Genomic DNA, 26,890 nt, shown 5'->3' on the forward strand with positions numbered 1-26,890 from the left:
CCCCCCCAGATCACGTGCGCTGACCTGCCGCGAGGCGCGCGGCCGTGATGATCTGCCGCGATTCGCGCGGAGATCGGCCGCGGCGAGGCATGATGTCGGAATCGTGGACGAGGACGAGGACGAGGACGAGCTCGAGCCCGGCTGGGATGGCAATCGACCGGCCGCTATCTCCGCAGTGCTCTGCGCGGGCGTGACCCCGCGCCCTCCGAAGTGGTTACAAGTCGAGTTGCTCGCGGCGGCTCGACGCGCTGCTGACGCCAACTCCGCGGAGTGCGAGAGTTGGGCTGCCGAGCAGCTCCGGCTGGGCGGGATACGAGAGAACGCAGCGTTGGTCGCCGTCATGGAAACTGCGCTACGTGACCGGATCACAACTACGTACCTCGAGAAATATCCTGATCGTCGCTATCTGATCGATGAACTGCGCCGTTGGACATGATCGACACGGCAGTCGATCGTCACGGCCGTCGTCCTGCTGGACCGATCGGCCGCGATCGAGCTTGATCAGGTATCCGGACATGCCGCGGATCGAGTGCTGGCGCGGGCGCAGGATGGTGTGGTGAGCGCATTCATTGAGTTCTTCGTGGCGTCCGACGATCGTGTGGCAGCCGCCGTCCAGTACCGGGGCCCGGCGTCTGCCTTCCCCACGGTGTCCGGCTCGTTCTTCTACGCCGAGGACGCGGTGCTGGCGTGGGAGAGTTCGTTTACCGGGCGGTCGGTCAAGGAACTGAGCGCGGGTGGAAAACCACGGATGGTGGCACCGTGGGTCAACGACGGCAGCGGAGTATTCGTCCTGTCCGATGAGCTGACTGCTCACCTCCTGCGTGCCGGACGGGCTCGGCTGCAGGCCCTTGCGACAGAGTGGTCGACGGCGGTGGTGCGCGACGGGGACGATCTCGATGTGGACGAGGCGCTCCGTGTCGTCGTCGGCGTCACCGCATTGGCTCGCGCGGCCGCCGAATCCGGCCAACTGGTGTACTGCTGGGCTGCCGACTGACCCAACTGGCCGCCATAGCGAACACCTGACTCTCTATTCGGCCATTCCCCATCCGACGCACTCATTTGCCGCAACCCGCGTGGTCCTGTATGACGGGTTCGCTCCCGGCGAGCTCAGCCGCCGTCGTGGAGCGTGTGCCACCAGGCCGCACGGATCGCGGCGGCGCCCCATGCGTTGGGTTCGATCACTCCGCAGTACCACAGGTTGCGGTCGACCGGCCGGGACTCCGGGCTGGCCGGGTCACCAGCACGCACGCCGTGCCCGAGGAACCGGCGGTGGACGTCGGCGACGACCGCGCCGTGGCGGCCAGCCAGGTCACGCAGCGCCGCGTTGAGGGTGTCGACGAGGTCCGGACCGTTCGGCCAGGGCGTCAGCCCGGATCCGGGTACCTCGCCGGTGCCATCGCTGGGGTCGTACACCGTGCTGACCACGATGCGGCCTGCGGCGCCGCACCGGGAGCGTAGCCGCGACAGGATCGCCTCACCGATCGCCGTTACCCGACCGATGGCAGCACGTGCCGCCGCGTCATCACCGTAGGCAGCCATCAGGTCGTTGCCGCCCATGGTGACCGTCACCACGGCCGGCGTCCGCGTCAGGAGTGGAAGCTGACGTTCCAGCACATCGGCGGCCACGGCTCCGTCGCGGGCCAGGACCGCGACGTCGAATCCCGCGCCGGCCAGATCGCGACCGGCCCAGTCCGGAAAGTCGCCGACATGATTGCGGTGCAACAGCCGAGCCGCACCCCTGCCAGGGCCACCGGCGTAGTCGTCGATGGACATCGAGTCGCCGAGCGCGACATACAGACCGGACACAACCACCGATCATCGGCTGTGACACGCCGGCCCACAACCGAGAAACCCCTCTCCTTGTGCACGACGTCGAACATCACGTGCTCGATGTGCGGGGAGCGCTGGTGACGCTGACGATCCGTGGGAGTCGAGCGGTCTACTACCCGGCCGAAGGCCACTCGGGTTGATCTCCCAGATCGGCATGGCGGCTGCACTCCACCAATGGACCGGACATCATGATCAGGTGCACTCATCTGCCGCGATCCGTGCGCCCTCTCCGGTCTTGCCCGTAGGCATATATGACGGGAGTGCCGGATCTTGCCCGTTTGACCCGTCACAGGCGCGCACCGACAGATAGACTAGGGCGGATATGTTGGATGCTGCGCTGGAGGAGGTTTCGTGCGCGCGAGAACTCTCTTCGCCGCCGTGGTCGTCGCCGCGGCGCTGGCCGCCGCGCCGGCGTCGGTCGTCTCGGCGGCTCCCGCCGACTCGGTAGCACCGACCGGCTGCGTGCCTACCGATGCGAGCGGCCGGCCGATCCAGCTCGGGCAGGCCGACAACGGGCGCACCATCTGCCTGCGACGGGGGCAACGGCTGTACGTGACGCTCTCGGTCGACCCGGTGCGATACCCCAGCCCGTCCAACTGGTGGACCCCTGTCCAAGCCAGCGGCGGCGTCCTGGTCGCGCTGCCGCTGCCGGCACCCCCGCCGCCCGGCACGACCGAGGCCGCATACCGGGCTGTCCAGCCCGGCCGCGGCGGCCTGGCCTCGTACCGGGATGTCTGCCCGCCCGAGATCCCGTGCGGCGCGCCGGTGCTGCCCTGGCGGGTGACCGTCGACGTGAACTGATCCCTGGACGCCCAGCCCGGCGGATCATCATCGGGACCGTGCGGGAGGACCGGCCCGCGGCGGCGGCTGCGTCGTGGAGCCGGCCGGGCCTGGACCGCCTCCTGTTCGCCGCCCTGCTGCCGGCCAACCTCGGCGCCGACGTGGCTTCTTCGTGGCGTTCGGATGAGTCGGTGTTGGTCTTGCGGCGTTCAGCCTGTCCGGTCGACGGCGTGACGGATCCTCCCCGCTGGCAAGCGCTCGGCAGCGCGGCGCCCGGATCTGCCGCGCTGCGCGTGGCCTTGCTGATCTAGCCGCGATTGGCTCACGGGTCAGATCGGTCGCCTTACGCGTGGAGCGAGCGGCGGTGGCCCATCCCGGATGTGAGCTGTTGATCGTCGAGCCGTCACGTGTAAGCGATGGCGTCGAGGATGGTTTTGGCGATCTCGGAGGCGTCTTGAGACGAGAGGGCGGTGTTCGGATCTGGACGGCGGGTGCGGACGAGGTCCTGGACCTGTTGTCCGAGCGGCTTCGCGGCCGCGAAGTCGAGGCCGATGGCGAGCCATCGCAGCCATTCCGCGATCAGGTTTGCTTCGTAGCTTTCCCGCCATGGTGCGGACGGATCGGGTCTTGAGAGCAGGAGGATCGCGGCCGTGAGCCGGGCGTGCGGCGAATCGTGACCGTCGAGGGCGAGTCCACGCTCGTTGGGCAACGACATGTCGTGCTCTCGTGCGACGAGGACATCGAACAGGTGCGGCCCACCGGCTGAGGGCAGCGAACGTACGTACGGATCAGGACCGAGATCGAGCCCGACGTGCACCAGGGAGGCATGGCCGGGATCATCGACCCGCACGATCACCCGTTGCGGGCCGCTCTGCTGGATCCGCTTGATCCACTGACCGGTGTACTCGATATCGCTCACACAGATCTTGGCGTCGTGCAGGTCGAGGTCGTCGTCGAAGATGGCCTCGCCGAACATCGGCATGGCCCCCGACCAGAGCGACACCCGGGTGTGATCGATCTGGCCGCGCGTCTTGATCGCGACGTGACGAGTGTCGGCGCTGGCAGGCAAGCTGGTGTCCCAGTCGTCAAGTTCTGGCCGGTCCACCGGACCGAGGATGACGAACGCGTGATTGGCATATACCTCAACGGCACCGATCAACACGCGTGACTCCTCTCGATACTGGAACGACGACAACCATGATCCTTTGGCGCCGGCGAGCCGAACGCCGGGCTGATCTTCTCGTCCGCCACCTCGCTGTATCACTGGGCGGTTCGACGCTCCACCATGACCGCCCGGTAGCCGACGGACCCGTGATCGCGTACCGAATCAGACCCCAGCCGATAGTCGCCGCACGTTGCGATGAACGAATAGACTGCAGCTGAACCCGGATATAGCCCGGATATAGCCAGAGTGGCGATCTTGATATTCGGATCTGCCGCTGATCGCTCGCCATGACGTGCCAGCCGTCGCCCGGTGCGGCGTGTTCTACTCGAACACATCTGGAGATCCGGACTCGGCGATACTGGCAGGGTGGCCGTAACGCAACAACTTGCCAAGCTCTCGGCGGCTGAGCTGGCAGCATGCCGCAACTCGGTCGAGGTGCTGGATCTCCTGTGCTCGTTCAAACTGCGTCCCGCGTCCGACCATTTGGACCTGGACTGGGCACCGGCTCCGCTTGTCCGCTCCTTCGAACTGGCGCACGTCGACGAGCCCGTTGTTGCCGCTCTCCGTCGCTCGCTCCACGGCGACGAAGAGATCAATGCCGCGTATCGCGATCATCCTGACACCGTGTGGGAGCACCCGGTGACGGCGCTCGAGCCTGACGTCGTGGCCGAGGTTGCGGCGTTGTTGACGAACGTAAGGCCCGAGGTTGTGATGGCCGCCGTGCCCGACCACGTCGTCACGGCGCAGACGAGTCTTGGTGTGTTCACGTTCGACGAGCGGCGGTACCTTCATGGTCATCTTGTCGCGTTGCAGGACTTCTACGCCCACGCGGCGAGGCAGCATCTCGCGGTGGCGCTCTGGTCGGACTGAGCCGCACCGGGCCGGAAGCTGCCGGCCTCGGCTGGTCCTTCCTCGCCGTCCGTACAGATCTGCCGCCCTGCTTGATCACGTGCGCGCTCATGCCGCGCTCCGCTCAGCCTCCAACCGAGAGCATTAACGTCGCCGGGACTACCTGCATCGGTGAGTTAGCTGCGCCACCCACTCCTGGCCGTACTGGGGCTCTGCTATCCACTCGCCAATACGGATCCATCCCATCTGCGTCAAAGCCGCGTCAGCAGCATCCGGAATATCAGCGCCGTTCTCGGCACGAGGATTCGCGCCAACGTCCGCCTCGCCGCCACATGGTCGCTGCCGCGCGGCTGGCCACGGCGGTGGAACTAGGAAGATCTGATTCGGAGTCAGTCCCTCGCTCTCATAGACGTCAAGATCGAAGGTGCCGGGTTGGTTGAGGTCCAGGGTCCCATCGTTGGCGACGAAATGGCGAGCATGTGCGAACACGTTCCAACCCGGCTTCTCGCAAGACACCGGCTTCTCCCCTCGACGGGTCAGTGACTCAACCGTCCCTGTCACGATGATGAAGCATAAAGAGCCAATCAAGGCGGTCAGTTTGTGCGCCTTCGATTGACCCTCCTCCTGGAAGCTCGGAGCGGCCTTCTGCACGGCGTGCAGTGTCGGTCTTGAAGGGGGACAGCTAGATCATGTGCGCGATCATGCCGCGGACAGCGCGGCCCCAGCGTGGCGGTGGAGCGGCTCGCCCAAAGCAGGCGGATTTGTCGATGATCAATCGCATGGTCGGGCAGACTCTGCCTGTGTTCAAGCGATGGGCAGCGGCACTTGACCGGCGACGCCTGATGCGTGGTCGACCCAACTTCAAGGTGCACTTCTCGAGGAGTGCTGCAGCCGCGAGTCTGTGGGACTACGGCGAAGATGACCTCGCCGACAGGGCGCTCCAGATGGCCGATGCCGATCTACGCCACGTCCAAGCCATCGCAGCGAACTACGAGAACCCTGCCTACCCGCTGCCGATGACGGGCCAGCGCCTCACGCACAACCACGTGATCGCCTTCGCGGCCATCACATACTTCGAGGGCAAGATTCGGCCGCTAAACCGCACTCGACGGCGGCCGCAGAAGCAGCGGCCCGACCGGTTTACAGAGCAGCCTCCCGACCCTGTATCCGGGCTGTAAGCACGAGTCTGCAGCATCCGCTTCTGCCGCGCTGCGCGTGGCCTTGCTGATCTGCCGCGTATGGCGCGGCTGCCGTCGAGGTGTTCTGCTTAAGTTGACGGTCACAGCGCCGGCCTCCAAGCCGTCAGCGCGCGGCGAACGGTGGTGAATCGGTGCACCTGCACGGCTACGACACCGTCGAGTCGCTGGGTCCGGGGCGCTTGTCGTCGCGGGTAGTCGATGGCACCCCGCTGCTGGCCGATCCGGCGTTCCTCGCCGCCGAGGCGGCCGGTGTCGGCCCGTGGACCGACGAGATCTGCGCCGTGTTCGGCGTGACGCCCGACGATCTGCGCACGCTGCGCCGCCGCCACCTGACCAACCCCGACGCACTGCCGGTATTCACGCTCCCACTGGCCACCGGCGGCGCTGTCCTGATCATCCACCGCGTCGACCCGATGTCGGACCATCTCCACTACCGAACCGACTACTGGCTGGCACCGGCCACCGGCACCGGCATGGGGCTGGCCGAGATCTCCGGCCATGGTTCACGACCCGGACTGCGCTGGCCCGAACTGCGCGAGATCGCCCGCGCCGGGTCTCCCGATCGACTCGTGATCGCCCACCGGCTCCTGCTCCTGGCACCGATTCTGGGTGACGACTCGGCCGGCGACGAGGCGGTCGACTGGTTCGCGCGGGCGGTGGAGGTCGTAGCCGGCCGCGACCGCCGGGAACGGGCGGTGCGCGATGCCGCCTTCATGATCGTCTTCCCGAACGACCCGTTCGACGAGGGCGCCTGGTCGTGCGTTGACGGCGTGTGGGTCTGCCACGTCTCGCACAGTCGCCGCAACCCTGTCGGCGGTGACGCGCTGCGCCCGGACGAGTTGCGCCGCTGCTCCGAGGCGCTCGCGCCGGGCGGCTGAACGCACGGGCGTTGTCGACCGATCGGGCACGTCTGACTCTCGACGAACCCCTGTCACCCTGTGGGCCGTACAACATCGACTCACTCTTCTGCCGCCGATCGGGCGTGCCGCGGTGTGTCTCGGCCTACATCCTGGCGTTGGTGATCGGCTCGGAGAGGTCGGCGAGGTTCACCGGAGTGCTGGTGTCCACCCGCACGACGGGGCCGATGCCGAGAGGCTCTGCCTCCGCCTCCCACCGCGGCCAGGCGTCGGCGAGTTTGGCTTTGTCATCGTGGATGCGGTGCCGGTGCCGGGCTGCGTACCGGCTCTTCGCGACGTGGGACGGCACGTCGCACCAGGCCTCGATGATGCTCGTCGGGCCGCACCGTCGCAGGCCGGCTTCGACGAAAGGCAGGTCCCTTGGTTTGAACCACCAGGACTCCAGGATGATGGTCCCGGACATGGCCGCTGCCAGAGTCCACATCATGTCGCCGGCGGCCATGCCCAGAGCCGGCCCGGGCGCGGCGGGAACGACGTCGGCCACCGCCTCCTTGATCGCGTCCTTGGCGATCGGTGGTACGCCGAGCCGTTTCGCCAGCCCGTTCGCCAGGCCGTTCGCCAGGGTCGTCTTGCCAGAGCCCGGCAGACCGTTGACCAGAATCAGATCGACCACCTCGCGATGATCGCAGAGCAGCAACGTCAGCGGTCGAGGTGCGCCTTCAACGCAGCTCTCGATCGGCGCGAACATCTGCCGCCGTGCGCTCGTCACGAGCTGTGACCATGGCGGCCACCACTGGGTGTCCGCTCGTGCCGATGACAAGACGTTGATGAGAGGCTTCTGGTCCGGTGCACGCTCGATCGACGCAGGATGATCCAATGGTTTCCATGAATCGACAGCGAATCGGCGCCATCGTTCTGTTGCTAATCGCGTTTCTCGCGTTGGTCGCCAGCCGCGCCTTCCCGTTTCTGGATGACATCTCCGGCGTGGCCGAGACGGCTATCGCCCTCGTGGGCGCAGCTTGCGCCCTACTAGGCACGTATCTGTGGTTGCGCAAGACGCCGACCGCCAAGCCGTAACAAAGTCGCTGTCTGCACCGCACTTCGGGTAATGGCAGGGTGCATTCATCTGCCACCGTCCGTGCGCTCCCACAGGTAGTCTCCGTCACCGCCGGTGGCTGGCGCCGTCGCCAACGATCAGGTCATGGGCCAGGTACGGACCTGTATCAGTCATCTGTGCATTGTCCCGGCGCAGGGGCCGACGTTCATACCGCTCGGCGCCAGCCCCCCTCTCATTTGCCGCGCTCCGCGTGGCCTTGCTGAGCCGCGGACAGCGCGGAGATCAGCCGCGGCGAGGCATGATGTCGAGTCGTGGTCGAGGACGAGCTCAAGCCCGGCTGGGATGGCAATCGACCGGCCGCTATCTCCGCAGTGCTCTGCGTGGGCGTGACCCCGCGACCTCCGAAGTGGTTACAAGTCGAGTTGTTCGCGGGGGCTCGACGCGCTGCTGGCGCCAACTTCGCTGAGTACGAGAGTTGGGCTGCCGAGCAGCTCCGGCTGGGCGGGATGCGAGAGAACGCTGTGGTGGTCGCCGCCATGGAAACTGCGCTACGTGACCGGATCACAGCTACGTACCTGGAGAAATATCTTGATCGTCGCAATCTGATCGACGATCTGCGCCGTTGGACATGATCGACACGGCAGTCGATCGTCACGACCATCGTCCTCCTGGACCAATCGACCGCTATCGAGGTTGATCCGGTATCCGGACATGCCGCGCCCCGCGCGCTTCGCGGATCTGGCACCCCTCTTTGTCAAGCGGCGTCGGTGTTTGGTGTTCTAGGGTGGTGGCTGGCGGGTCCGGGCTGTGACTGTTCCGAAGTGTTGACCTCGGGGTTTGGGTCAGCCGCGCTGGATTGCAGAGTCGCCCCCCGGTTGTCCTCCCGGGCACGTCACCGTGCGTTGGATATCGCGGAGCATGTGCCGGTAGACGACGTCGGACAGTCGGCGTTTCAACGCCCGGATGGCCTCCATTGCGGTCTTCCCCTCGGCGAGACGGCGTCGGTATTAGGCACGGCCGGGCGTGTCGTGGCGGAGCTGGACGATGGCCATGATGTGCAGCACACGGTTGATGCGCCGGTTCCCGGCCCGGGACAGGCGATGGCGTTGCTGGTCACCGGAGGAGGCGTCCAGAGGCGCGGTGCCGTTCCAGGACGCGAAGTGGGCGCGGCTGGTGAAGCGGCGGATGTCACCGATGTCGCCGATCAGGCGGGCGGCACCGGACGGGCCGATGCCGTTCAACTCCTGCAGGCTGCTGCCGCTGGCGGTGACCAGCTCGGTGAGTTCTTTCTTCGCCACCTTGATCTTCTTGTCGACCTGTCGCGCGCGAGTCCGTGGACAGGATTTCTGGCTGTCCGTTGCCGCATCGTCGGTGGTTGTCGCTCGGTGTGCGGGTTGGCCCCTGAGGCGTTGGACATGAATGGATTGCCTTCAGCGCTGCCCTGGTCGACGCTGGTCCTGCGCGGGTGCGGTCGTCGAGTGACCGTATCCGGGGTGACGGCGCCATACACTCGATCGATGGTCGTCGGCGGCCCTGCGTTGGGCATCGACTTTGGAACGACATCGACTGTGGCGGCGCTCGGGCACGCAGTCGGGCATCCGCGGCTGGTCCTCGTCGACTCCTCTCCCGTTCTGCCGTCGGCGGTCTTCGCCGGCCAGGACGGTCTGCGAACCGGTCAGGACGCTGAGCGCAGCGGCGTGTCGGATCCGGCCGGGTTGGAGGTCAGCCCGAAGGGGCGCATCGACGACGGGAGGGTGTGGCTGGGCGGGCGCGAGATCGGCGTGGTCGACCTGGTCGCAGCGGTGCTGGGACGGGTGGAGCAGGAGGCGGGCCGGGTCGCCGGTCGGCCGCTGGGCAACGTGGTTCTCACCCACCCGGCGAGCTGGGGTGGCCAACGTCTGCAGGTTCTGGAGACATCCGCCGCCCGCGCCGGCCTCCAGCCCGTGACCTTCGTTGCGGAGCCGGTCGCCGCCGCTGCCTACTTCGTGGCCGAGCTCGGTCACCGTATCGGGCCGGGACGTTTCGTCCTGGTGTACGACCTGGGTGCGGGAACGTTTGATGCCGCCGTCGTGCGGGCCAGGCCGGCAGGGGTGGAGGTCGTCGCCTCCGACGGCCTCGACGACGTCGGCGGTACGGACTTCGACGCGCTCGTGGTCGACCATGCCCGGGCGCTGACCGGCGACGCCGCGGCTGCCTGGCGCTGCCTGGACCGGCCACGGACCGTCGCCGAGCGGCACGCCCGCCATGCGCTGTGGCGCGCTGCTCGGGCGGTCAAGGAACAACTGTCGCGGCGTGCCGTCGCGGACCTGCACATCCCGCTGGTCGACATGCAGGTGCATGTGACCAGAGACGAGTTCGAGCGCGCCATCGCGCCGGCCATCGAGCGGACCGCCGAGTGCACCGCGGCACTGCTGCGGCATGCGGGCGTTCCCACGACCGCGGTCGACGCGTTGCTGCTGGTGGGGGGCTCGTCCCGGATACCGCTGGTGTCGACCGTGCTGCACCGGCAGCTGGGCATCGCCCCGACCATCACCGACCAGCCGGAGGTCGTCGTCGCCGTCGGTTCCCTGTACACCGACGCCGCGAAACGGTACCCGGCGCCCGGCCCGCCAGTGCCTACCGCACCGCCGCCCGAGGTGCCGCAGCAGCCGAATGTTCCGACGCTTCGACGGACGCGCGCGGACCGCCGGGCGGTCATCGTGGGGACGGTCCTCGCTACCGGTGCCGCCGCCGGTGCTGGTGCGCTGGCAATACGTGGCTGGCAAGGCTCCGCCGCGCGGGGTAGGGCGAGGCGAACCCCAACCGTTGCCCGGCTCGACGCACGGGCGACCCTCACCGCGCCGAAGGTGTACTGCCTGGCGTTCCACCCGCGTGACGCCGTCCTCGCCGCTGGAGGCATCGATGGCACGGTCCAAATGTGGGACATCGTCACCCGGCGGCCGGTCGGAGAGCCGATGCGCGGGCACGACGGCTATGTACGGACCGTGGCGTTCAGCCCGGACGGCCGTCACCTCGCCACCGGAGGAAACGACGTCACCGTGCGGCTGTGGAACGTCGACGAACGCCGCCAGGTCGGAACGCCGCTCACCGGACACAGAACGGTTGCCGCCGCGGTGAGCTTCAGCGCCGATGGGGCAGTGCTGGCAAGCGGGGGCGCTGAAGGCACCGTGCGGCTGTGGGACGTGGCAACCCACGAACTCATCGGTCCTCCGCTGACCGGACACGTCGGCGGAGTCGTCGACCTGACCTTCGATCCGCACGGTGGTCGCATCGTGGTAAGCGCCGGCGATGACGGCACGGTGCGGCTGTGGGACGCCGCTCGGGGCCGCGCCGTCATCGATCCCATCGCCGCACACACCGGAATAGTCACCAGCGTGGCAATCGCCCCGGACGGCGCCACCCTCGCGAGCGGCGGAGTCGATGGGCGAATTCGGCTGTGGGATCCAGCCACCGGTCGACGCCGGGGGGAGCCGCTCATCGGGCACAAGGAGGTACTGAGCATGGCCTTCAGCCCGGACAGTGCGATCATCGCGACCGGCGGTCCACGAAGCGATGACACCGTACGGCTATGGGACGCGACCATCGGTCGGGGCCTCTCCACCGTCAACACCGGGCACAACTCCGAAATCAAGGTCGCCTTCAGCCCAGACGGCGACGTACTCGCCAGCTGCAGCCTCGACGACGTGATCAGACTATGGACGGTCACCCGCTAGCGGCGGCGTGTGAACGCGATCATCGACCGGATCACTGACCGTTCCACCCCCTGGACCTCGACAAGCGTCGGAATCAGCTCACGGGTCCGGGCGAAACGCGGGAACCGCTCCGCGCGCTTGCAGAAGTACCAACTGACGGGCGAACGGACCCGGCAAGGTCACGCACACAGCGTCCGCAGCGCTGAACCGGCCGGATTCGGTCGCCTGGCGGCTCGACGGGAGGAGGCGCTGACCGCAGATACTTGCGGGATGCGACAGACGCTGTGTCCGGTTCTCGTCGGGCGGGACGAGGAGGTTGGTGTCCTGGCTGATGCGCTGGGCCGGGCGGGCGAGGGTCACGGCGGCACAGTCTTCGTCGTGGGCGAGGCCGGGGTGGGCAAGTCCCGGTTGGTGCGGGAGCTGTCCGAACGCGCGCGTGCGCGGCAGTTGCCGGTGCTGACTGGCCGGGCGGTGCCGGGTGGGGTGCCGGCGGCGTTGCGTCCCCTGGCGGAGGCGGTTCTGGGTGAGCTGCGTGGGCGGGGCGAACTGGACGCGCCCGAGTTGCGGCCGTTCCGGCCTGCGCTGGGCAGGCTGGTGCCTCAGTGGCTGCCGGCAGGGTCGGGGCCTGGCGTCGAGTCGTCGGTGGTGCTCGGCGAAGGGCTGCTGCGGCTGCTGCGATTCCTGGCCGGCGGGCGCGGCTGTGTGCTGGTCCTGGAGGATCTGCACTGGGCCGATCCTGAGTCGCTGGCGGTGCTGGAGTACCTGACCGACAACCTGGCTGGTGAGCGGATCTTGTGCCTGGGCACGGTCCGTTCCGAGCAGGAGGGTGCCGGCCGGGCGTTGGTTGCGAACCTGGTTGACCGTCGCGCGGCCCGCGTTGTCCAGGTGGCGGGGCTCGGTGACGAGGCGATCGTGCGGGTGGCCCGGGCTTGTCTCGGTGCGGTGGCACTGCCGACGGAGGTGGAGACGTTCCTGTGCGCTGACGCCGACGGCCTGCCGTTCCTGGTTGAGGAGCTGCTGGCCGGTCTGGTCGGCGCGGGAGTGCTCGTCGAGCGGAACGGGCGGTGGGCGACGACGGCCCCGCTGTGGGAAGGCCGCCGAGTGCCGCCGACCTTCGCCGACGCGGTCGGCCGGCGGCTGGACGGACTGTCCGACGGCGCGTGTGATGTGTTGCGCGCCGCCGCCGTGTTCGGCCGCCGGTTCGACTGGTCGCTGCTGCCGGCGACGACCGGGTTGGGCGAGGCCGAGGTCGTCGCCGCGCTGCGCGAGGCGGTGGGGGTCCAGTTGTTGACTGCGGAGGCCGACGGTTTCCGCTTCCGTCACGCCCTGACCCGTGACGCCGTGCTGGGTGGCCTGCTGCCGCCGGAGCGGGCGAGCCTGGCCCGCAGCGCGCTGTCGGCTGTCGAGCATGCTCATCCCCGGCTGCCCGGCGAATGGTGCGAGCTGGCCGCCGAGCTCGCCGAGGCTGCCGGTGACAGACCGCGGGCCGCGGACCTGCTGCTCGCCGCGAGCCGCCGAGCACGGGCGACGGGCGCACTGGCCACCGCCGAGGCGATGCTGCGGCGCGCCCGCGCCCTCGCACCCGACGACGCGACTGTGACAGTTCCCATCGATGACGCCATGACCGACGTGTTCGCCCTCGCCGGGCAGGTTGACCGGGCATTCGAGCTGGGCGACCGGCTGCTGGCCCGGCTCGACGTGGCATCCCGGCTGCCGTCGGACGGCGCCGAGCTGCACCTGCGGTTGGCCCGCGCCGCGGTGGCGGCCGGCCGCTGGCAGGTGGCCGTCGACCATTTGGCCGCGGCCCGCCGCACGCCGGCGGCCCGCACGACCACGTTGGCGGCGAGCCTTGATGCCCTCGACGCACAGGTGGTGCTCGGGCAGGGACGCCTGGCCGAGGCCGACCGGTTGGCCGCGTCCGCACTGGCCGCGGCGGAACGGGCCGGGCTTGCGGCCGTCGCCTGTGAGGCGCTGGAGGTGGCCGGTCGGGTGGCACGCCAGCGGGATCTGGAGGCCGCGGAAGCGTCCTTCGCCCGCGGACTGGCGATAGCCACCGCCCACGGGCTGGAGCTGTGGCGGCTGCGTGCGCTGCACGAGCTCGGCACGGTCGATCAGCTGCGCACTGAGAGCGTCGACCGGTTGCGGCAGGCGCGCGACCTGGCGGTCGAGATCGGCGCGGTGGCTCTCGTCGCCACGTTGGACCTGCAGATCGCCGCCGGTCTGATCAAACAGTTCCGAGCCGACGAGGGGCTCGCCGCCGCACGCGAAAGCGTGGACGCGTCACGCCGTCTGCGCCTGGGCACGTTGCCGATGGCGCTGGTGCTGCGGGCGACCGCTCATGCCCAGCGCGGTGAGGACGGGGAGATGGAGGCGTGTCTAGCCGAGGCGTTGGCGCTGGCCCCCGACGACCCGGACGTGCACGGCAGCGCCTGGGGACACTGCCGGGCCACCTCGTCGCTGCTCGCCGAGCACCGCCAGCGGGCGATGATTGAGATGACGACGGGTGCCCGGCTGCTGCAACGGTCGCCGGCCACCGTCGCTCCGCCGTTTCTGGGGATGCGGGTGCTGCTGCTCGCCGTCGACGGCGAGGGCATCGACGGTGCAGACGCGGTGGCCCGGGCCGAAGCCGAGCGGGTCCGCGGATCGGGCGCCACGCGGCACCGCATCGTGGGCAGTTTGCTCGACTGCGCCGAGGCGGTGCTGCTCGGCCGGGCGGGCAGGTCCGCCGAGGCCGGTGCGGTCTTTGCGGTCGCCGAGGCCGAGTTCGGTCCGCTGGTGGTCTGGTACCGGCAGTACGCGCGGCGGTTGGCCGCCGAGGCGGCCCTGGCCGACGGGTGGGGCCAGCCGGTGGCTTGGCTTCGGGAGGCCGCCGTGTTCTTCGCCGAACGTAGTGAGCGGCCGGTGGCGGCGGCGTGCCGCGCCCTGCTGCGCCGGGCGGGGGTTCCGGTTCCGCGCGCCGGCCGTGGCGATGCCGTCGTGCCGGCGGCCCTGCGGGCGCTGGGAGTGACCAGCCGCGAGGCAGATGTGCTGGTCCTGCTCGCCGACGGGTTGACCAACCGGGAACTGGCCGAGCAGCTGCACCTGTCACCGCGCACGGTGGAGAAGCACGTGGCGAGCCTGCTCACCAAGACCGGCTGCCGGCGGCGCGCCGAGTTGGCTGGGTACTCGGCGAGGCTAACCGGGTAGCCCGGCACCCGTAGACCGGGTCATCGTCCCGACGCGGGCCTGGCGGGCCGGCGGCAACGATCAGGCCGAGCACAAGCCACGTTGCCGCTGACCGCACAGGAGTTACCGGATGACCGTGTTCCCCGCCGCCGTGCACCACATCGCCGTCACCGTCACGGATCTGGAGGCCAGCCGGGTTTGGTACCGGCAGCTGCTGGACGCCGAACCCGTCCTCGACGAGGACGTCTCCGCGTTGCCCGGCCACCACGAGGGCTTCCACCACACCATCTTCGTGCTGGGCAGCGGCGTCATCCTGGCGCTGCACGCGCACTCCGATACCGATCCCGCGCACCGGTTCGACGAACGGCGCCCCGGGCTGGACCACATCGGCTTCAGTTGTGCCGACCGTGACGAACTGGAGCGGGTGCGGGGGCGTCTGGACGAGCTGGGGATCAAGCACGGCGGCATCGCCGGGGACGCACTCGGCTTCGGTCTGTCGTTCCGCGATCCCGACGGCGTCGCGCTCGAGTGCTGGGCGCCCAGGCCGTGACAGCCAGGATCGACGCGGTGCTGCGGTCGGCCGTCGACAGCGGCGCTATGCCCAACGTCGTCGGCGTGGCCGCGGACCGCACCGGCGTCCTCTACGAGGGTGCCGCCGGGCCCCGCGCGGTGGGCGGAAGTGAGCCCATCGACGCGGAGAGCATCTTCCGGATCGCATCGATGACCAAAATGGTGTGCACGGTGGCCGCGCTCCAGCAACGTGACCTCGGCAACCTGGATTTCGAAGCGCCTGTCGACAGCTACTGCCCCGACTTCGCCGCCGTCGAGGTTCTCGACGGCTGCGACGAGACCGGCAAGCCGAAGACGCGGGCGCCGGCAAGCCGGGCAACCGTCCGGCAACTCGTCACCCACACCGCCGGGCTGGCCTACGGATTCTGGAACCCCGAGCTCACCCGGTGGGAGGCAGCGACCGCGACAGGCGACGTCTTCTCCACCCCGATGGTGGCCGACCCGGGCACCAGGTTCGAGTACGGCATCAGCACCGACTGGCTGGGCCGGGTGGTCGAGTCGGCCAGCGGCCGGTCACTGGACCGATACCTCGCCGACCACATCTTCAGGCCACTCGGGATGCGCTCCACCGCATTCCTCCTCGACGACGAGCAGCGGGCCGCGTGCGTGCCGGTACACGTCAGGGACGAGGCCGGAAACTGGATACCCACCGACCTCGACTGGGACCGGCAACCCGCCTGGTGGGCCGGCGGCCACGGGCTGTACTCCACACCCCGGGACTACCTGCTCTTCCAGCGCATGCTGCTCGCCGGCGGGACGCTGGCCGACGCGACGGTTCTCGCCCCATCGTCGGTGCGGGGGGCGTTCACCAACCAGATCGGCGATCTCTGGTTCCCGCCCGAGATCCGCACCATCGACCCAGCGGTCAGCTGCGATTTCACGGCCGGTCCGGGCATGAAGTGGGGCTGGGGCTTGCTACTGGACACCCGCGGTCGGCCGGGCGGGCGAAACCCGGGCAGCGGCGGCTGGGTCGGGGTGTTCAACACCTACTTCTGGATCGACCCGGAGGCCGGGATCGCCGGCGCCCTCTACTCGCAGTCCCGGCCGCTCGCCACCCCCGAGGCGCTGAAGACCTACACCGACTTCGAGCGCGCCGTCTACTCCGACAGCCAATGAGATCAGGAGAACCCGTGGGATCAGCAAAAGCACAGGGCAGACTCTGGAGCCAGGCCGTGAGGGACTGGGCGCAGGTGAGCGAGCCACTGAGCCGGCCGTTGCACGAGGCGACGCTCACAGCGTTGGCGCCACTGGTCGATCTGAGCCTGCTCGACGTCGGGTGCGGCACCGGGTCGGTTCTGCAGTCCGCGGTGCGTCGAGGTGCGCGGGTGACCGGCCTCGACGCAGCCGCATCGATGATCGCGGTGGCACGCGAGCGGTTGCCCGACGCGGACCTGCACGTAGGCGACCTCGAGGCTTTGCCGTTCGACGACGGCACGTTCGACGTGGTGACGGCCTTCAACTCCGTCCAGTACGCGGCCGACCCGCGGGTGGCCGTGGTGGAGATGGCCCGGGTGACCCGCCGGGGCGGCCGGGTGGCGATCGGCGTGTGGGCCGAACCCGACCGGTGCCAGACCGACCGGGTCTTCCAGCGCATCCGCACACTCGCCCCGCCTCCACCCGGCGCCCACGCGCCGCTGGCCGTGTCCACCCCAGGCGTGGTCGAGGATCTGCTCGCCGACGCCGGGCTCGTACTGGCCGCGTCCGGCGAGGTCGACTGCCCGTTCATCTTTCCGGACCTGTCGACGGCGTGGCGCGGGCAGGCGTCGATCGGGCCGTTCCGGTGGGCGATCGAAGTCGCCGGCGAGGACCTCGTGCACGACACCTACGCCGAAGCCCTTGCCCCGTACCGGCAACCCGACGGCTCCTACCGGCAGGACAACGTCTTCCGATATGTGATCGCCGACCGAGCCGTGGCCACGCATCCCGCGGGCGCCGTCGACAGTTGCTCGGAAGAGATCCAGCCGCCGGCGACGGATGGACTGTGACGCCATCAGGGTCGGGCTTTCCAGGGTTCGTCACCGGCAATCGCCTCGATGCGAGCGCCCTGGCTGGTTGCCTCGATGCAAAACAACCTCGCGGGCTGGACTGGTCCGGTGATCCCGAACCGTCCATAGCCGTGCTCACCGCTGGTCGATGTTGACGTGCGGCCGGTGCGTCCAGATGGAAATCTCCTCGTCGGATGGAGGCGGAGTGATGTCGCATGTCGAGACCAACGAGGCGCACTGGGACGTGCTCGCCGACGCCTATGCCGTGCATGCCCGGCGTCTGTGGGCGCAGACGGCGCCGACCTGGGGAAACTTTGCCGCATCGCAGTCGCGGGTGCCGATGCTGCCGGCCGACGTGGCCGGTGCGGATGTCTTGGAGTTGGGGTGCGGTACCGGATATGTGTCGGCGTGGGCGGCGCGGGCCGGGGGCGAACCGGTTGGCCTGGACATCTCGGCTCGCCAGTTGGCAACCGCCCAACGGATGCAGCAGGAGTTCGGACTGTCCTTTCCGCTGGTACAGGCCGACGCCGAGCACGTACCGTTCCCAGATGCCAGCTTCGACCTGGTGATCAGCGAGTACGGCGCCTCCATCTGGTGCGACCCGTACCGGTGGATACCGGAAGCGGCCCGGGTGCTACGCCCGCGCGGCCGATTGACATTCCTTCGCAACTCCACCCTGCTCATGCTGTGCGAGCCCGAGGTCGGAGCTGCCTCCGACCGGCTCCTACGCCCGCAGGCCGGGCTGCACCGGATCAGCTGGGAGTCCGACCCGGGGGTGGAGTTCCATCTCGGCCATGGCGACTGGATCCGGCTGCTGCGCACAGCGGGGTTCGATATCGAGGACATGATCGAGCTGTTCGCGCCGGAGGACTCACAAACCGACGATGACGTTGAGACCGTGCAGTGGGCACGGTGCTGGCCCGTCGAGGAAGTCTGGTTCGCCCGACGACGGCCATAACAGCCGCAGCGCGCCGTGGACAACGTGCGCTCAGGCTCCCGCCGACGCGATCATGGCGCACTCTCATCCGCTCCGCGTGAGCGCCCATGCCGCGGCTGGTTCCCGCAGCCGCCCTGACGACCGTCACGCTCCTTGCGCCAGCGCTTTGGGGTGGCGCCTGCCGGCAAGAGGGCCTTCGAGGCAGACATCAGACGAGGTGGTACCCGTCGCGCTGGGCGGCCTGCTCGTTGAAACGCGTGAACTCCTCGACCCAGCCGCGGACCTCCGGACTGCCGGGGTGGTCGTCGAGGAAATCCAGTACGTCCTCGACGGCGTAGGTCTCCAGAGCCTGGCGCAACCGCGCGGCGATGAAGGCAGCACCAGCGGCGTCGACCCGGCCACCGACCCCGTTGAACTCGCCGGCCGGCAGCGTCTGGTCAGAGATCGGGAATTCCGGCAAGTCGTGTGCCTTGTAGCCGTCCCCATCGATCACGCTCACCCACAGCATGACCAGGCGGATGTAGTTCATCTGGTAGTTGCTGAACCCGCACGGGGTCGACATATCGTCGCTCGGCTCATCCATCGTGAATGCGTAACCCATGACGCCGCATGCTATCCATCCCGTCCACCCGCCAGAATCCGGTCATGGCGTCCGGTCATGCCGCGACCGGCTGGCTCACGGCGACCTGGGCCGGTCGCATGGTGTCTTCGGACGGGAGGTCGGCCGTTACACCCAGACTTGTTTCCACTCGCGGTCGCCCCAGCCGTCCTGGTTCGCAAGGTAGCCGCGGAAGATCTCCGCGACGTCCTCGAGTGACTCGACGTCACAGCGGAAATGGAGGTCCGAGTCGCCCTCACGGCGCTCGACCCGGAAGATTCCGGCCGGGATGTCGGATCGACCCCCGGCGGCCGCCTGCAGGTAGTTCTCTCCACCCATGTCGAGGATCAGGAAATCCAGCCCGGCACCGAGCTGGCCGACCTGCGACCCGACATCGAGCGGAGACGGCTGCGCGATCGGGCGGCCGTGTGATCGCTCCAGCGTCACCGTCGGTGCGCGCAGCCGGAATCCGGCCAACGGCACGCGGGCCACATCGGGCATCCCGTCCGGCGGCCAACCCTCGACCACGAACCCGCACAACGCCGCCAGCGCGTCCTCGCCGAGCTCCAATGGATGGAACGGCAGCGGATAAGGTTCCTCGTCTTCGTCGTCATCGTCGACCGGGTGGCGACCGGCCCAGTACGCCAGCTCGAACGGCAACCGGTCACCGCGATCCTCAACGATCCCCTGATCGGGGCTCACGCACAGCGACCGTTCCAGCGATCCGTCTTCGCCCCAGACCGCGAAGGCGAGGAAGTCCGACGCACTGTGCATCGAGTGCAGGACAACGCGTCGGCCCGCCCCCTCGGCCAGCCAACCGGGCCGCACGAAACAGGGCTGTATCTCGCCCAACTCGGCAGCGCAGATGATCGTGAGGCCTCGGAACACCCCGGCGTACAGCAGGCCGTTCGACGGGTTGACGTTCCGCTCCAGGCTGCCGTCCTCGATCGCGACCAGCTCGAGCCCGGGCAGCAGCCGCGCCACCAGCTCCGTTGTCGCCACTCGATCGAACTCGGCCGCATCCCGCAGCGCGCCGGCCGCGTCTCCGTCGGCAAACACCAGGAGCGCCGTTTTCGCACCCATGCGCGCCCACGCTACTGCACCGGTACCGCCCGCAACGTACGCACGGCGCCCGAACCACGAGGCACACGCGCCGAACCGCTCACGGCAGAACTCCGCGGTGAGGCCGGCCCATGCCGTTACCGTCACGGTGGTCCAGCCGGCGGGGAGCGAACCCCGCAGAGCGTCGACCGCTGGTCGCCCGACGTCGTCGGGTGCTTGTCGGCGTTCACCGCGACCGGCACGGTCACCCGGTCGAACAGGTGCCTGACCCGGTCGACGACGTCGGCGTGTCCGGCCGTGAACGGGTCGAAGGTTCCCGGATAGACCGCGCGCGAGCCGGCATCGGCTCAGGGTACGCCCCGGCGCGGCCGCTGGCGGACCTCCGCCGGGAGCACCCAGCTGCTCAGCAGCTCGAGCTTTTCCGCCGACGGCGAGCCCGGATCGGCGTGGTACACGACCACCGTCTGTCCGGCGTCCTCCTGGAGCGGCAACGCCTGGTAGTGCAGGCGCAGCTCCCCGACCAGCTCGTTGCCGAACCGCTTCACGCCGTGGGTGTGCTGGTGGAGCCGGTAGTCGGCCCAGTGGCGGGCGAAGTCGGGCGAGGCGACCGACAACTCGCCGACGAGGTGGGCGAGCCGGCCGGCGTGGGGGCCCTGCGCCGCAGCGCGCAGGATCGCGACCATCTGCGCCGCATGCCGGTCCCATTCGAGGTAGATCCTGCGGGCGGACGGGTCGAGGAACATCCACCGCGCGAGGTTGCGCTCCCCGACGGGCATCGCCTCGAAGTCGGCGAACAACGCCTTGGCGACGGCGTTGAGCCCCAGCACCTCCAGCAGCGGACCGTGCACGATCGCCGGCACCGTCATCGCGTCGACCATCGTGCGCACGGCCGCGCGCGCCTTGGGTGCGGGCGTCTCGGTGGGACCGGGTGCGGAGCGCGGCCGGTGGGTGGCGCGCAGCAGCGAGCGCAGGTGCCGACTTTCGAGCCCGTCGAGCCGCAGCGCCCGTTCGATCGCCTCGAGCACCTGCTCGGAGACGTTCACCGCGCGGCCCTGTTCGAGCTTGACGTAGTAGTCGACGCTCACCCCGGCGAGCATCGCCACCTCCTCACGCCGCAGCCCCGGTACGCGGCGCGCGCCCACCGACGGCGGCAGGCCCACGCTCTCCGGGGTGAGCGCGGCCCGCCGCGACGTCAGGAAGTCACGCAGCTCGCGGGCGACATCGGGGCTGGCCACGCACCCAGTATGTCGCGACCGCGGCGGCGGAGGGTGGTACTGCCGGACCCAGGCTGACGGGTACGACCCTGGGTCTGTCGCGGGAGGTCACCGGCGGCTCGAATGGAGCGGTCAGACCGACCGGAAGGACCGTCATGCCGCTGCCCGCGACTCCCCCGACCAATCCCGCCTCCCCGTTCGCCTCGATGCGCGGCCACCACACCGGCATCCGCTATCCCGACTTCGAGGCGGCCCGGTCCTTCTGGGTCGACACCCTGGAGTGGCGCATCCTGCAGACCTGGTCCTACGGGGAGCTCACCCTGGCCTACGTCATGCCGCCCGACCAGGACGACTTCCACCTCGAGATCCTCGCCGGCCCGGGCGCCGCGGCGCAGACCGTGTTCGGCGACGTCGACGCCAGCCTCGCCGCCAACGGGTACAACCACCTGTGCCTGTCGGTCGACAGCGTCGACGAGACCCTCGCGGAGTTGCGCCGCCGCGGCGTCGACATCGTCAACCCGCCCTTCGAGATCGACGACATCAGCGCCCGGCTGGCGTTCTTCCGCGACCCCTGGGGCAACATGTTCGAGCTGTCCGAACGCATCGGCGGCGTGCACCGGCACTGAGGCTCGTCACAGGCTCGTCACAGGCTCGTCACAGGCTCACCAGACGTCGATGACCCGCCCGAGGACCGACGACATCGCGACCGTGCCCTCGTGGCGCGAGTCGGTGGCGATCGCGCGGTTGTCGCCGAGCACGTAGAGGGAGTCGGCGGGCACGGTGGTCGGCTCGCACTCGGTGCGCGCGCCGTCGGGCAGGTACGGCTCGTCGAGGGCGCTGCCGTTGCGGTGGACGCGTCCGTCGCGGCACTCGACGGTGTCGCCCGGCAGCCCGATGACCCGCCGGATCTGCTCGACATGCGCGTACCGCTTGCGGTAGGCCACCACGTCGCCGTGGTGGACGCCGGAGATGCGCAGGCTCACGCGGTCGAGGACCCACCGGTCGGTGACGGCGAACGTCGGCTCCATCTCGGCGGAGGCCATGTACTGCGGGGTCAGCGCGAACCGGGCGACGGACAGGCCGGCCACGACGGCGAGCACCGCCGCGACCGCGGCCCGTCGACGGATCCGGGTGGCGCGCGGCAGTTGCCGGATGCGCTGCCGGCGCTCGCGCCACACGGTCCGCAGTCCGCCGACGGCCCACCGGACGGCCTGCCACCGGCCCCGGGTCTCCCCGAACTCGGCGAGCACCGCCTCACCCCAGGGGCCGCCGCTGGCCCGGCGTCCCCGCACGGCGACGGTCAGGACGAACCGCGCGACGGCGCGGACGGGATCGCGCCCGCTCACGCGGTCCCCCCGATCAGGTTCGCGGTGCCGGGCGCCGGCGCGGACCGACCCCGACGGCGCGGGGCGGTGGACTCCGCCGCCGCGCGGCGGGCCAGCCGATCCTCCGCGAGCGCCACGCCGTCGGCGGTCAGCCGGTAGGTATGCCGCGGCGGGCGGCCCGGCTCGTCGGAGGGCTCCCAGTCGGTGTCGAGCAGCTTCTGCTCGGCCAGCCGCATCAGGATCGGGTACAGCGTGCCCGACGCCAGCCCGGTCTCGCGGCTGAGGTCGTAGCCGTAACGCCATCTGGTCGGGTCGGTCGACAACGCCTCGAACAACCGCAGCGTCTGCGGCGAGGTGTGGGGAGTCCTCGGCATGCGTGAAAGTCTACATAACTCGACTTTCCCGGTCCAGTGCCCGCGACGGGACGAACGGCCCCCGACCGGCGGGGCGTCAGCCAGGTCCGGCCCCGCGACCACGCCCGCATCCTGCGTGAAGGGACGACCGAGAGGAGATGGCCGTGGCTACCGTCGCGTTCGGTCGGCTGGCACACCAGGGCGCCGTGGTGGTCACCGCTGTCGCGCTCTACTTCGCCGTGCGCGGGATGACAGAGGCCGATCCCGGCCCCGCGTTGCGCAACGCCGCACACCTGATGGCCGTCGAGCAGGCCCTGCACCTGGACTGGGAACGCACGCTGCAACGGGCGGTCGGCACGGAGTCCGCAGCCGCCACCGTCTTCAACTGGATCTACATCTACGGGCACTGGCCGGTGATCGCCGTCAGCCTGACCTGGCTCGCGCTGCGGCATCCGGCCGTCTTCGCACGCGCCCGCAACGCGATCCTCGTGTCCGGCGGCGTCGGGCTGGTCGTCTTCGCGACGGTCCCGGTGGCGCCGCCGCGCCTGGCCGACCCGGCGCTGGTGGACACGATCACCCAACAGAGCAACGCGTACCGCGTGCTCCAGCCCGCCGCCTTCACGAACCAGTACGCCGCGCTACCGAGCCTGCACGTCGGCTGGAACCTCATCGTGAGCCTCGCGCTCGTCGCCGCCGTCCGGCGGGTGTGGACACGCGCTCTGGCCGTCGCGGCGGCCCTGTCGATGGACGCCGCGGTCGTGGTCACCGCCAACCACTATCTGGCCGACGTGGTCGCGGGTGCGGCGCTGTCCGCCGGCTCGTGGCTGGTGGTGGACCGCATCGCGCGGTGGTCAGGCCGGTGGTGGACCGAGCGCCGCGGCGAGGAACGCCGACACCCGTTGCCGCCACTCGTCCGGATGCGTGCGCAGGGCCCGGGTGTGGCCGCTGTCCGGCACCTCCCAGATCCGGACGCCGGGGTTGCCGCGCTGGATGTACCGCGCGGCGTGTCCCTCGTCGGGCACGTCGCCGGCGGTCACGAGCAGCACGGGCCGCGGCGCCATGGCCCGTGCCGCGGCCCGCAGGGTGACCGGCGGGTGCGCGGCGGTCAGCGCGTCGGTGACGGCGTAGGTGAGTGCGTCGATCCCCCGCTGCACGCGACCGCGCACGCCGTACGCCTCGGACAGGAAGGCCTTGTCGGCGGCGACCCGGTTCGTGGCCCCCTCGGCCACGACGGCCCGGATCCGCGGGTCGGTGGCGGCGGCTCCGAGGACCTCCTCGCCGCCCATCGACAGGCCGACCGCGCCGATGCGGGCCCCGTCGACGTCGAGCCGCGTCCGCAGGTACGACACCGCGGCGCCGACGTCGCGGTCGCCGTACCAGCCGAGGTCCATCGCCCGGCCGCCGCTGCGGCCGTGGCCGCGCGCGTCGAACAGCAGCACGCCGTAGCCGAGCCGCGCCAGGACGACCGCGTGGTCGAGCACGGCCGACCGCGTGGACCCGGCGCCGTGCAGCAGCACGACCGCGGCCCGGTTGGTCGAGGCCAGGTACCAGCCGGACAGCCGGACCCCGTCCGTCGTGGGGAACGTGACGTCGTCGTAGGCGAGCCCGCGTTCGCCCGGCGTCGTGGGTCCCACCGCGGTCCGCGGAACGTTCGTCGCCGCAACCGCGACCGTCCCCGACCACAGCGACACCACCGCGACGAGCGCGACCGCCAGCGCCACCGGGAGCCGCCACCACCGGTGGGCGGCCCGGACCGTCACCACCGCGCCGCCCACCAGCAACGCGGTTCCGCAGACCAGCGCCAGCACCCCGGCCGCCGTCACCGCGGACCAGCCCACCTTGGCCAGATGCGGCAGCCCGGTCCCGGCGCCGACGGCGGTGACCACGACCCCGGCGGCGGCGGTCGCCGGACCGCGCACCGGGGCGGACGCCCGCAGGATGATGTACCCGACGGCCACCGCCACCGCGACGGTCAGCGCGACGCGGACCACCTGCCATCCCGGTGTTCCGTCCCGCCCGGTGAGGAACCCGACCGCGGCCGTGGCCGCGCACAGGATGCCGATCCACGGCCGCGGCCCCCGCACCGTCGGGGACACCTCTACGGCCGCGGGCGGCCGTGTCCGCACTGACATGGCCCGCACCTCCTCCCACCGGGTCGAGGATCGCCGGCCGTGGTGCGCCGGCGGCAGGGACAAAAGTCCCGTGCGTCGGAGGAGCTTCGCCAGCCGGGCCTTCCTGCTGTTCTCGCGCACGATCCACGCGAGGAGACCGTCGAAGCAGGCGGCGTCGCCCTCGTCGGCGACGGCCTGGATCAGCTCGAGGTGGCCCGCGGACCGGGACGGCCACTGTGCTCCCGCAGGTACGCCGGCCACCGGGCCGGGTCGAGCGGGCGGAGGTCCTCCCGGTACCGGTCGCGGCGGGACATCACGGCAGCGTATCCCCCACCGGCACGGTCACCAGCGGAGAACCGCCGCCACCCCGTCGCCGGCGGCGAGCGCGTCGGCGTCGGCCGGGTCGACCAGGGTCACGGCCGCGTCCTGGCGGATCGCCGCCTCGATCATGCGTTCGCCCAACCGGGGCTCGGGCCGCAGGTCGGCGTCGGCGAGACCGGGAACGGCGATCCCGTCGGGGTGCAGCCGCCCGTCCGGGCCGGACCGGCCGGTCCACTCACGGGCGGCGTCCAGCAGCAGGTGGCTGACCCGGCCCTCGGCGAGCGTCGTCAACGTGTCGGCCAGGCCGTAGGATCCGCTTGCGCCGCCGAGGGCCGCGTCGCGGGTCCGTTCACACAGGTCGCGGTGGCGGTCGTGCCGCATCCGTTCGAGGTCGCCGGCGACCGCCGCGTGCACGCGCGGCGCGGGCAGGCCGGCCAACCGGTACCTGACCGGGCACCGCGTGGCCGCGAGGTCGTCGGGCAGGCCGTCGACCACCGGCGCCGTCCGCTCCGGGTCACCGGCGACCACCAGGTACTCCCAGCCGTACCGGCGCACCTCGGCGACGACCCACGCGGTGTTCGCGCGCAGGAACGTCCCCAGCCGTTCCGCCGCCCGCCGGGCCTGCACGTCGTGCCACGCCGACCCGTGCCGGGTCGCCAACGCTCCGGTGTGGCCGTGCCGGTCGACGCCGGACGTGTCGTGCGTGCGCTCACCGACGTCGACGGCCAGCCCCGACCGCAGGTCGACCAGCCGGATGCCGTGGCCGCAGACCACGACGACCCCGGCCGGCGGATGCGCGCTGGCCGCCGCGACGAGCGGACGCACGTACGCGACCGGGTCCAGCTCCACCACGTCCCCGAGCGGAACCTGGACGTGGACCGTGCGCGTGGGCGCACCCGACAGCGGTACGAACAGCGCCCGGCCCTGTCCGGGTCCGGAGGCGTCCAGCATCGCGGCCAGCTCCCGCTCGACCTCGTCGAGCCGCAGCGCGACCGCCTCGGCCCGGGCGTCGTCGGCCTTGCGCAGCCGCTGTTCCAGCGCCACCAGGTCGTTGACGACACGCACCCGCCAGGCGCCCGCGTCCTGCGGATCGGCCGTGGCGTACACCGACAGCGTCCCCACCGGATCCACCCGGTCGACGACGACGCGCAACGCCGCGCTGCCCGGAAGCCCGTTCTCGTTGATCGTCATGCGCGAAGCCTGCCCCCGGCGCGGGCCGGCGGACAGGGCTGAAGGTCCCGCGACGGTCCCCTTCGACCGGGCCTTCCGGCCCTGTCCGTACGGCACCGCACGGGTGTCCCATCACGGCATCCGGCTCACGGAAGGATCCCCTGCGATGCAGACCATGGCCCAACTGCTGGCGTCACAGCCGTTCCTGACCGGCATGCGCGCCGCGCACCTGGAACGCATGTCGTTCTACGCACACCGCAGCGTCTTCCGCCCCGGAATGCGCATCTTCAACGAGGGCGGCCGCGCCAACCGGTACTGGATCATCCGCGAGGGCGCGGTCGACCTCGACACCACCGTTCCCGGCCGCGGCACCGTCGCGGTCGAGACCCTCGGTCCGGGTGCGGTGCTCGGCTGGTCGTGGATGTTCCCGCCGCACACCTGGCACTTCGGTGCCGTGGCGACGCAGCCCACGCTGACGATCGAGTTCACGGCGCCGGAGGTGCTGCGCCTGTGCGAGGGCGATCCGGAGCTGGGCTACGAGCTGACGCGGCGGTTCATGGCCGTGGTGGTGGAGCGGCTGCAGACCACCCGGTCACGCCTGATCGCCGAGGGCTTCCCTACGTCGGCGTGACGGTGCGCGGCGACAGGTC

Annotated in this window: 28 protein-coding genes and 2 pseudogenes; 18 read left to right on the forward strand and 12 right to left on the reverse strand. The window is 70.3% G+C overall.

The window, feature by feature from the left end; all coding sequences use genetic code 11:
* Both Voc01_RS52025 and Voc01_RS52030 read left to right on the forward strand, forming a co-directional pair.
* On the forward strand, positions 1–436 hold a 436-nt coding region (locus Voc01_RS52025; RefSeq protein WP_203935232.1), incomplete at its 5' end, for a hypothetical protein.
* 120 nt (positions 437–556) lie between these two features.
* On the forward strand, positions 557–994 hold the full coding sequence (locus Voc01_RS52030) for a hypothetical protein (protein WP_203935233.1): 438 nt from the start codon (positions 557–559) through the stop codon (positions 992–994).
* A gap of 113 nt (positions 995–1,107) precedes the next feature.
* Here the strand turns inward: Voc01_RS52030 and Voc01_RS52035 are convergent, their stop codons facing one another.
* Positions 1,108–1,806, reverse strand: coding sequence for an SGNH/GDSL hydrolase family protein (locus Voc01_RS52035; protein ID WP_203935234.1), 699 nt, complete (start codon positions 1,804–1,806; stop codon positions 1,108–1,110).
* A gap of 375 nt (positions 1,807–2,181) precedes the next feature.
* On the opposite strand from Voc01_RS52035, the gene Voc01_RS52040 reads away from it, so the two are divergent.
* A complete protein-coding gene (locus tag Voc01_RS52040; protein ID WP_203935235.1) occupies positions 2,182–2,631 on the forward strand; it encodes a hypothetical protein in 450 nt (149 codons plus the stop codon).
* 38 nt (positions 2,632–2,669) lie between these two features.
* Positions 2,670–2,921 (forward strand): hypothetical protein, encoded by a 252-nt coding sequence (locus tag Voc01_RS52045; RefSeq protein ID WP_203935236.1) that lies wholly within the window; start codon positions 2,670–2,672, stop codon positions 2,919–2,921.
* 92 nt (positions 2,922–3,013) lie between these two features.
* Here Voc01_RS52045 and Voc01_RS52050 read toward each other — a convergent pair whose 3' ends face one another.
* A complete protein-coding gene (locus tag Voc01_RS52050) occupies positions 3,014–3,772 on the reverse strand; it encodes a hypothetical protein (protein WP_203935237.1) in 759 nt (252 codons plus the stop codon).
* A gap of 369 nt (positions 3,773–4,141) precedes the next feature.
* Here Voc01_RS52050 and Voc01_RS52055 point away from each other — a divergent pair, with 369 nt between their 5' ends.
* Positions 4,142–4,645: a hypothetical protein gene (locus tag Voc01_RS52055; protein ID WP_203935238.1), complete on the forward strand. Its 504-nt coding sequence runs from the start codon at positions 4,142–4,144 to the stop codon at positions 4,643–4,645.
* A 138-nt stretch (positions 4,646–4,783) separates the two neighbouring features.
* Here Voc01_RS52055 and Voc01_RS52060 read toward each other — a convergent pair whose 3' ends face one another.
* A complete protein-coding gene (locus tag Voc01_RS52060; RefSeq protein WP_203935239.1) occupies positions 4,784–5,275 on the reverse strand; it encodes a hypothetical protein in 492 nt (163 codons plus the stop codon).
* Positions 5,276–5,391: 116 nt separating this feature from the next.
* Here Voc01_RS52060 and Voc01_RS52065 point away from each other — a divergent pair, with 116 nt between their 5' ends.
* Positions 5,392–5,802, forward strand: a complete 411-nt coding sequence (locus Voc01_RS52065; protein ID WP_203935240.1) for a hypothetical protein — start codon at positions 5,392–5,394, stop codon at positions 5,800–5,802.
* Between the two features lie 152 nt (positions 5,803–5,954).
* Positions 5,955–6,701 carry a hypothetical protein gene (locus Voc01_RS52070; RefSeq protein WP_203935241.1) on the forward strand — a complete coding sequence of 249 codons (747 nt, stop codon included), beginning with the start codon at positions 5,955–5,957 and terminating at the stop codon, positions 6,699–6,701.
* A 124-nt stretch (positions 6,702–6,825) separates the two neighbouring features.
* On the opposite strand, the gene Voc01_RS52075 is transcribed toward Voc01_RS52070, so the two are convergent.
* Complete coding sequence (locus tag Voc01_RS52075; RefSeq protein WP_203935242.1) at positions 6,826–7,449, reverse strand: P-loop nucleotide/nucleoside kinase family protein; 624 nt, start codon at positions 7,447–7,449, stop codon at positions 6,826–6,828.
* A gap of 116 nt (positions 7,450–7,565) precedes the next feature.
* On the opposite strand from Voc01_RS52075, the gene Voc01_RS52080 reads away from it, so the two are divergent.
* The 8 genes from Voc01_RS52080 (at position 7,566) to Voc01_RS52120 (ending at position 18,107) form a co-directional block, all read left to right on the forward strand.
* Positions 7,566–7,757: a hypothetical protein gene (locus Voc01_RS52080; RefSeq protein WP_239161109.1), complete on the forward strand. Its 192-nt coding sequence runs from the start codon at positions 7,566–7,568 to the stop codon at positions 7,755–7,757.
* Positions 7,758–8,048: 291 nt separating this feature from the next.
* The gene (locus Voc01_RS52085; RefSeq protein ID WP_203935244.1) at positions 8,049–8,369 is read left to right on the forward strand and encodes a hypothetical protein; all 321 of its coding nucleotides are present in this window, start codon (positions 8,049–8,051) and stop codon (positions 8,367–8,369) included.
* A 288-nt stretch (positions 8,370–8,657) separates the two neighbouring features.
* On the forward strand, positions 8,658–11,450 hold the full coding sequence (locus tag Voc01_RS52095; protein ID WP_445009841.1) for an Hsp70 family protein: 2,793 nt from the start codon (positions 8,658–8,660) through the stop codon (positions 11,448–11,450).
* Between the two features lie 249 nt (positions 11,451–11,699).
* Positions 11,700–14,615: a helix-turn-helix transcriptional regulator gene (locus Voc01_RS52100; protein ID WP_203935247.1), complete on the forward strand. Its 2,916-nt coding sequence runs from the start codon at positions 11,700–11,702 to the stop codon at positions 14,613–14,615.
* Positions 14,616–14,724: 109 nt separating this feature from the next.
* Entirely contained in the window at positions 14,725–15,144 is a 420-nt protein-coding gene (locus tag Voc01_RS52105) for a VOC family protein (RefSeq protein WP_239161112.1), read from the forward strand.
* A complete protein-coding gene (locus Voc01_RS52110) occupies positions 15,141–16,280 on the forward strand; it encodes a serine hydrolase domain-containing protein (RefSeq protein WP_203935248.1) in 1,140 nt (379 codons plus the stop codon). Before Voc01_RS52105 ends, Voc01_RS52110 begins: the two co-directional genes overlap by 4 nt.
* A 74-nt stretch (positions 16,281–16,354) precedes the next feature.
* Entirely contained in the window at positions 16,355–17,149 is a 795-nt protein-coding gene (locus Voc01_RS52115) for a class I SAM-dependent methyltransferase (RefSeq protein ID WP_203935249.1), read from the forward strand.
* Positions 17,150–17,357: 208 nt separating this feature from the next.
* Positions 17,358–18,107, forward strand: coding sequence for a class I SAM-dependent methyltransferase (locus Voc01_RS52120; RefSeq protein WP_203935250.1), 750 nt, complete (start codon positions 17,358–17,360; stop codon positions 18,105–18,107).
* Positions 18,108–18,294: 187 nt separating this feature from the next.
* Here Voc01_RS52120 and Voc01_RS52125 read toward each other — a convergent pair whose 3' ends face one another.
* The 4 genes and pseudogenes from Voc01_RS52125 to Voc01_RS52135 all read right to left on the reverse strand — a co-directional run bounded on the left by Voc01_RS52125 (position 18,295) and on the right by Voc01_RS52135 (position 20,981).
* Positions 18,295–18,687, reverse strand: coding sequence for a hypothetical protein (locus Voc01_RS52125; protein ID WP_203935251.1), 393 nt, complete (start codon positions 18,685–18,687; stop codon positions 18,295–18,297).
* Between the two features lie 126 nt (positions 18,688–18,813).
* Positions 18,814–19,767 (reverse strand): DUF6928 family protein, encoded by a 954-nt coding sequence (locus Voc01_RS52130; protein ID WP_239161113.1) that lies wholly within the window; start codon positions 19,765–19,767, stop codon positions 18,814–18,816.
* A gap of 122 nt (positions 19,768–19,889) precedes the next feature.
* A pseudogene (locus Voc01_RS53890) lies at positions 19,890–20,018 on the reverse strand (hypothetical protein); the annotation flags it as partial.
* Positions 20,019–20,093: 75 nt separating this feature from the next.
* A complete protein-coding gene (locus Voc01_RS52135) occupies positions 20,094–20,981 on the reverse strand; it encodes a helix-turn-helix transcriptional regulator (protein ID WP_203935252.1) in 888 nt (295 codons plus the stop codon).
* A 134-nt stretch (positions 20,982–21,115) separates the two neighbouring features.
* Between Voc01_RS52135 and Voc01_RS52140 the strand changes: the two genes are divergently transcribed.
* Positions 21,116–21,586, forward strand: coding sequence for a VOC family protein (locus tag Voc01_RS52140; protein ID WP_203935253.1), 471 nt, complete (start codon positions 21,116–21,118; stop codon positions 21,584–21,586).
* A gap of 36 nt (positions 21,587–21,622) precedes the next feature.
* On the opposite strand, the gene lepB is transcribed toward Voc01_RS52140, so the two are convergent.
* On the reverse strand, positions 21,623–22,306 hold the full coding sequence (lepB, locus tag Voc01_RS52145; RefSeq protein WP_203935254.1) for a signal peptidase I: 684 nt from the start codon (positions 22,304–22,306) through the stop codon (positions 21,623–21,625).
* Positions 22,303–22,659: a PadR family transcriptional regulator gene (locus tag Voc01_RS52150; protein ID WP_203935255.1), complete on the reverse strand. Its 357-nt coding sequence runs from the start codon at positions 22,657–22,659 to the stop codon at positions 22,303–22,305. Before Voc01_RS52150 ends, lepB begins: the two co-directional genes overlap by 4 nt.
* A gap of 275 nt (positions 22,660–22,934) precedes the next feature.
* Between Voc01_RS52150 and Voc01_RS54985 the strand changes: the two are divergent.
* Positions 22,935–23,405, forward strand: a pseudogene (locus Voc01_RS54985) (phosphatase PAP2 family protein); the annotation flags it as partial.
* 84 nt (positions 23,406–23,489) lie between these two features.
* On the opposite strand, the gene Voc01_RS52160 reads toward Voc01_RS54985, so the two are convergent.
* Together Voc01_RS52160 and Voc01_RS52165 are read right to left on the reverse strand one after the other, a co-directional pair.
* Positions 23,490–24,770 carry an alpha/beta hydrolase gene (locus Voc01_RS52160; RefSeq protein WP_203935256.1) on the reverse strand — a complete coding sequence of 427 codons (1,281 nt, stop codon included), beginning with the start codon at positions 24,768–24,770 and terminating at the stop codon, positions 23,490–23,492.
* Positions 24,771–25,091: 321 nt separating this feature from the next.
* A complete protein-coding gene (locus Voc01_RS52165; RefSeq protein ID WP_203935257.1) occupies positions 25,092–26,261 on the reverse strand; it encodes a baeRF10 domain-containing protein in 1,170 nt (389 codons plus the stop codon).
* Between the two features lie 145 nt (positions 26,262–26,406).
* Between Voc01_RS52165 and Voc01_RS52170 the strand changes: the two genes are divergently transcribed.
* Entirely contained in the window at positions 26,407–26,871 is a 465-nt protein-coding gene (locus Voc01_RS52170) for a cyclic nucleotide-binding domain-containing protein (RefSeq protein WP_239161115.1), read from the forward strand.
* Positions 26,872–26,890 lie beyond the last annotated feature (19 nt).

It is taken from the genome of Virgisporangium ochraceum, from assembly GCF_016863655.1.
Lineage (GTDB): Bacteria > Actinomycetota > Actinomycetes > Mycobacteriales > Micromonosporaceae > Virgisporangium > Virgisporangium ochraceum.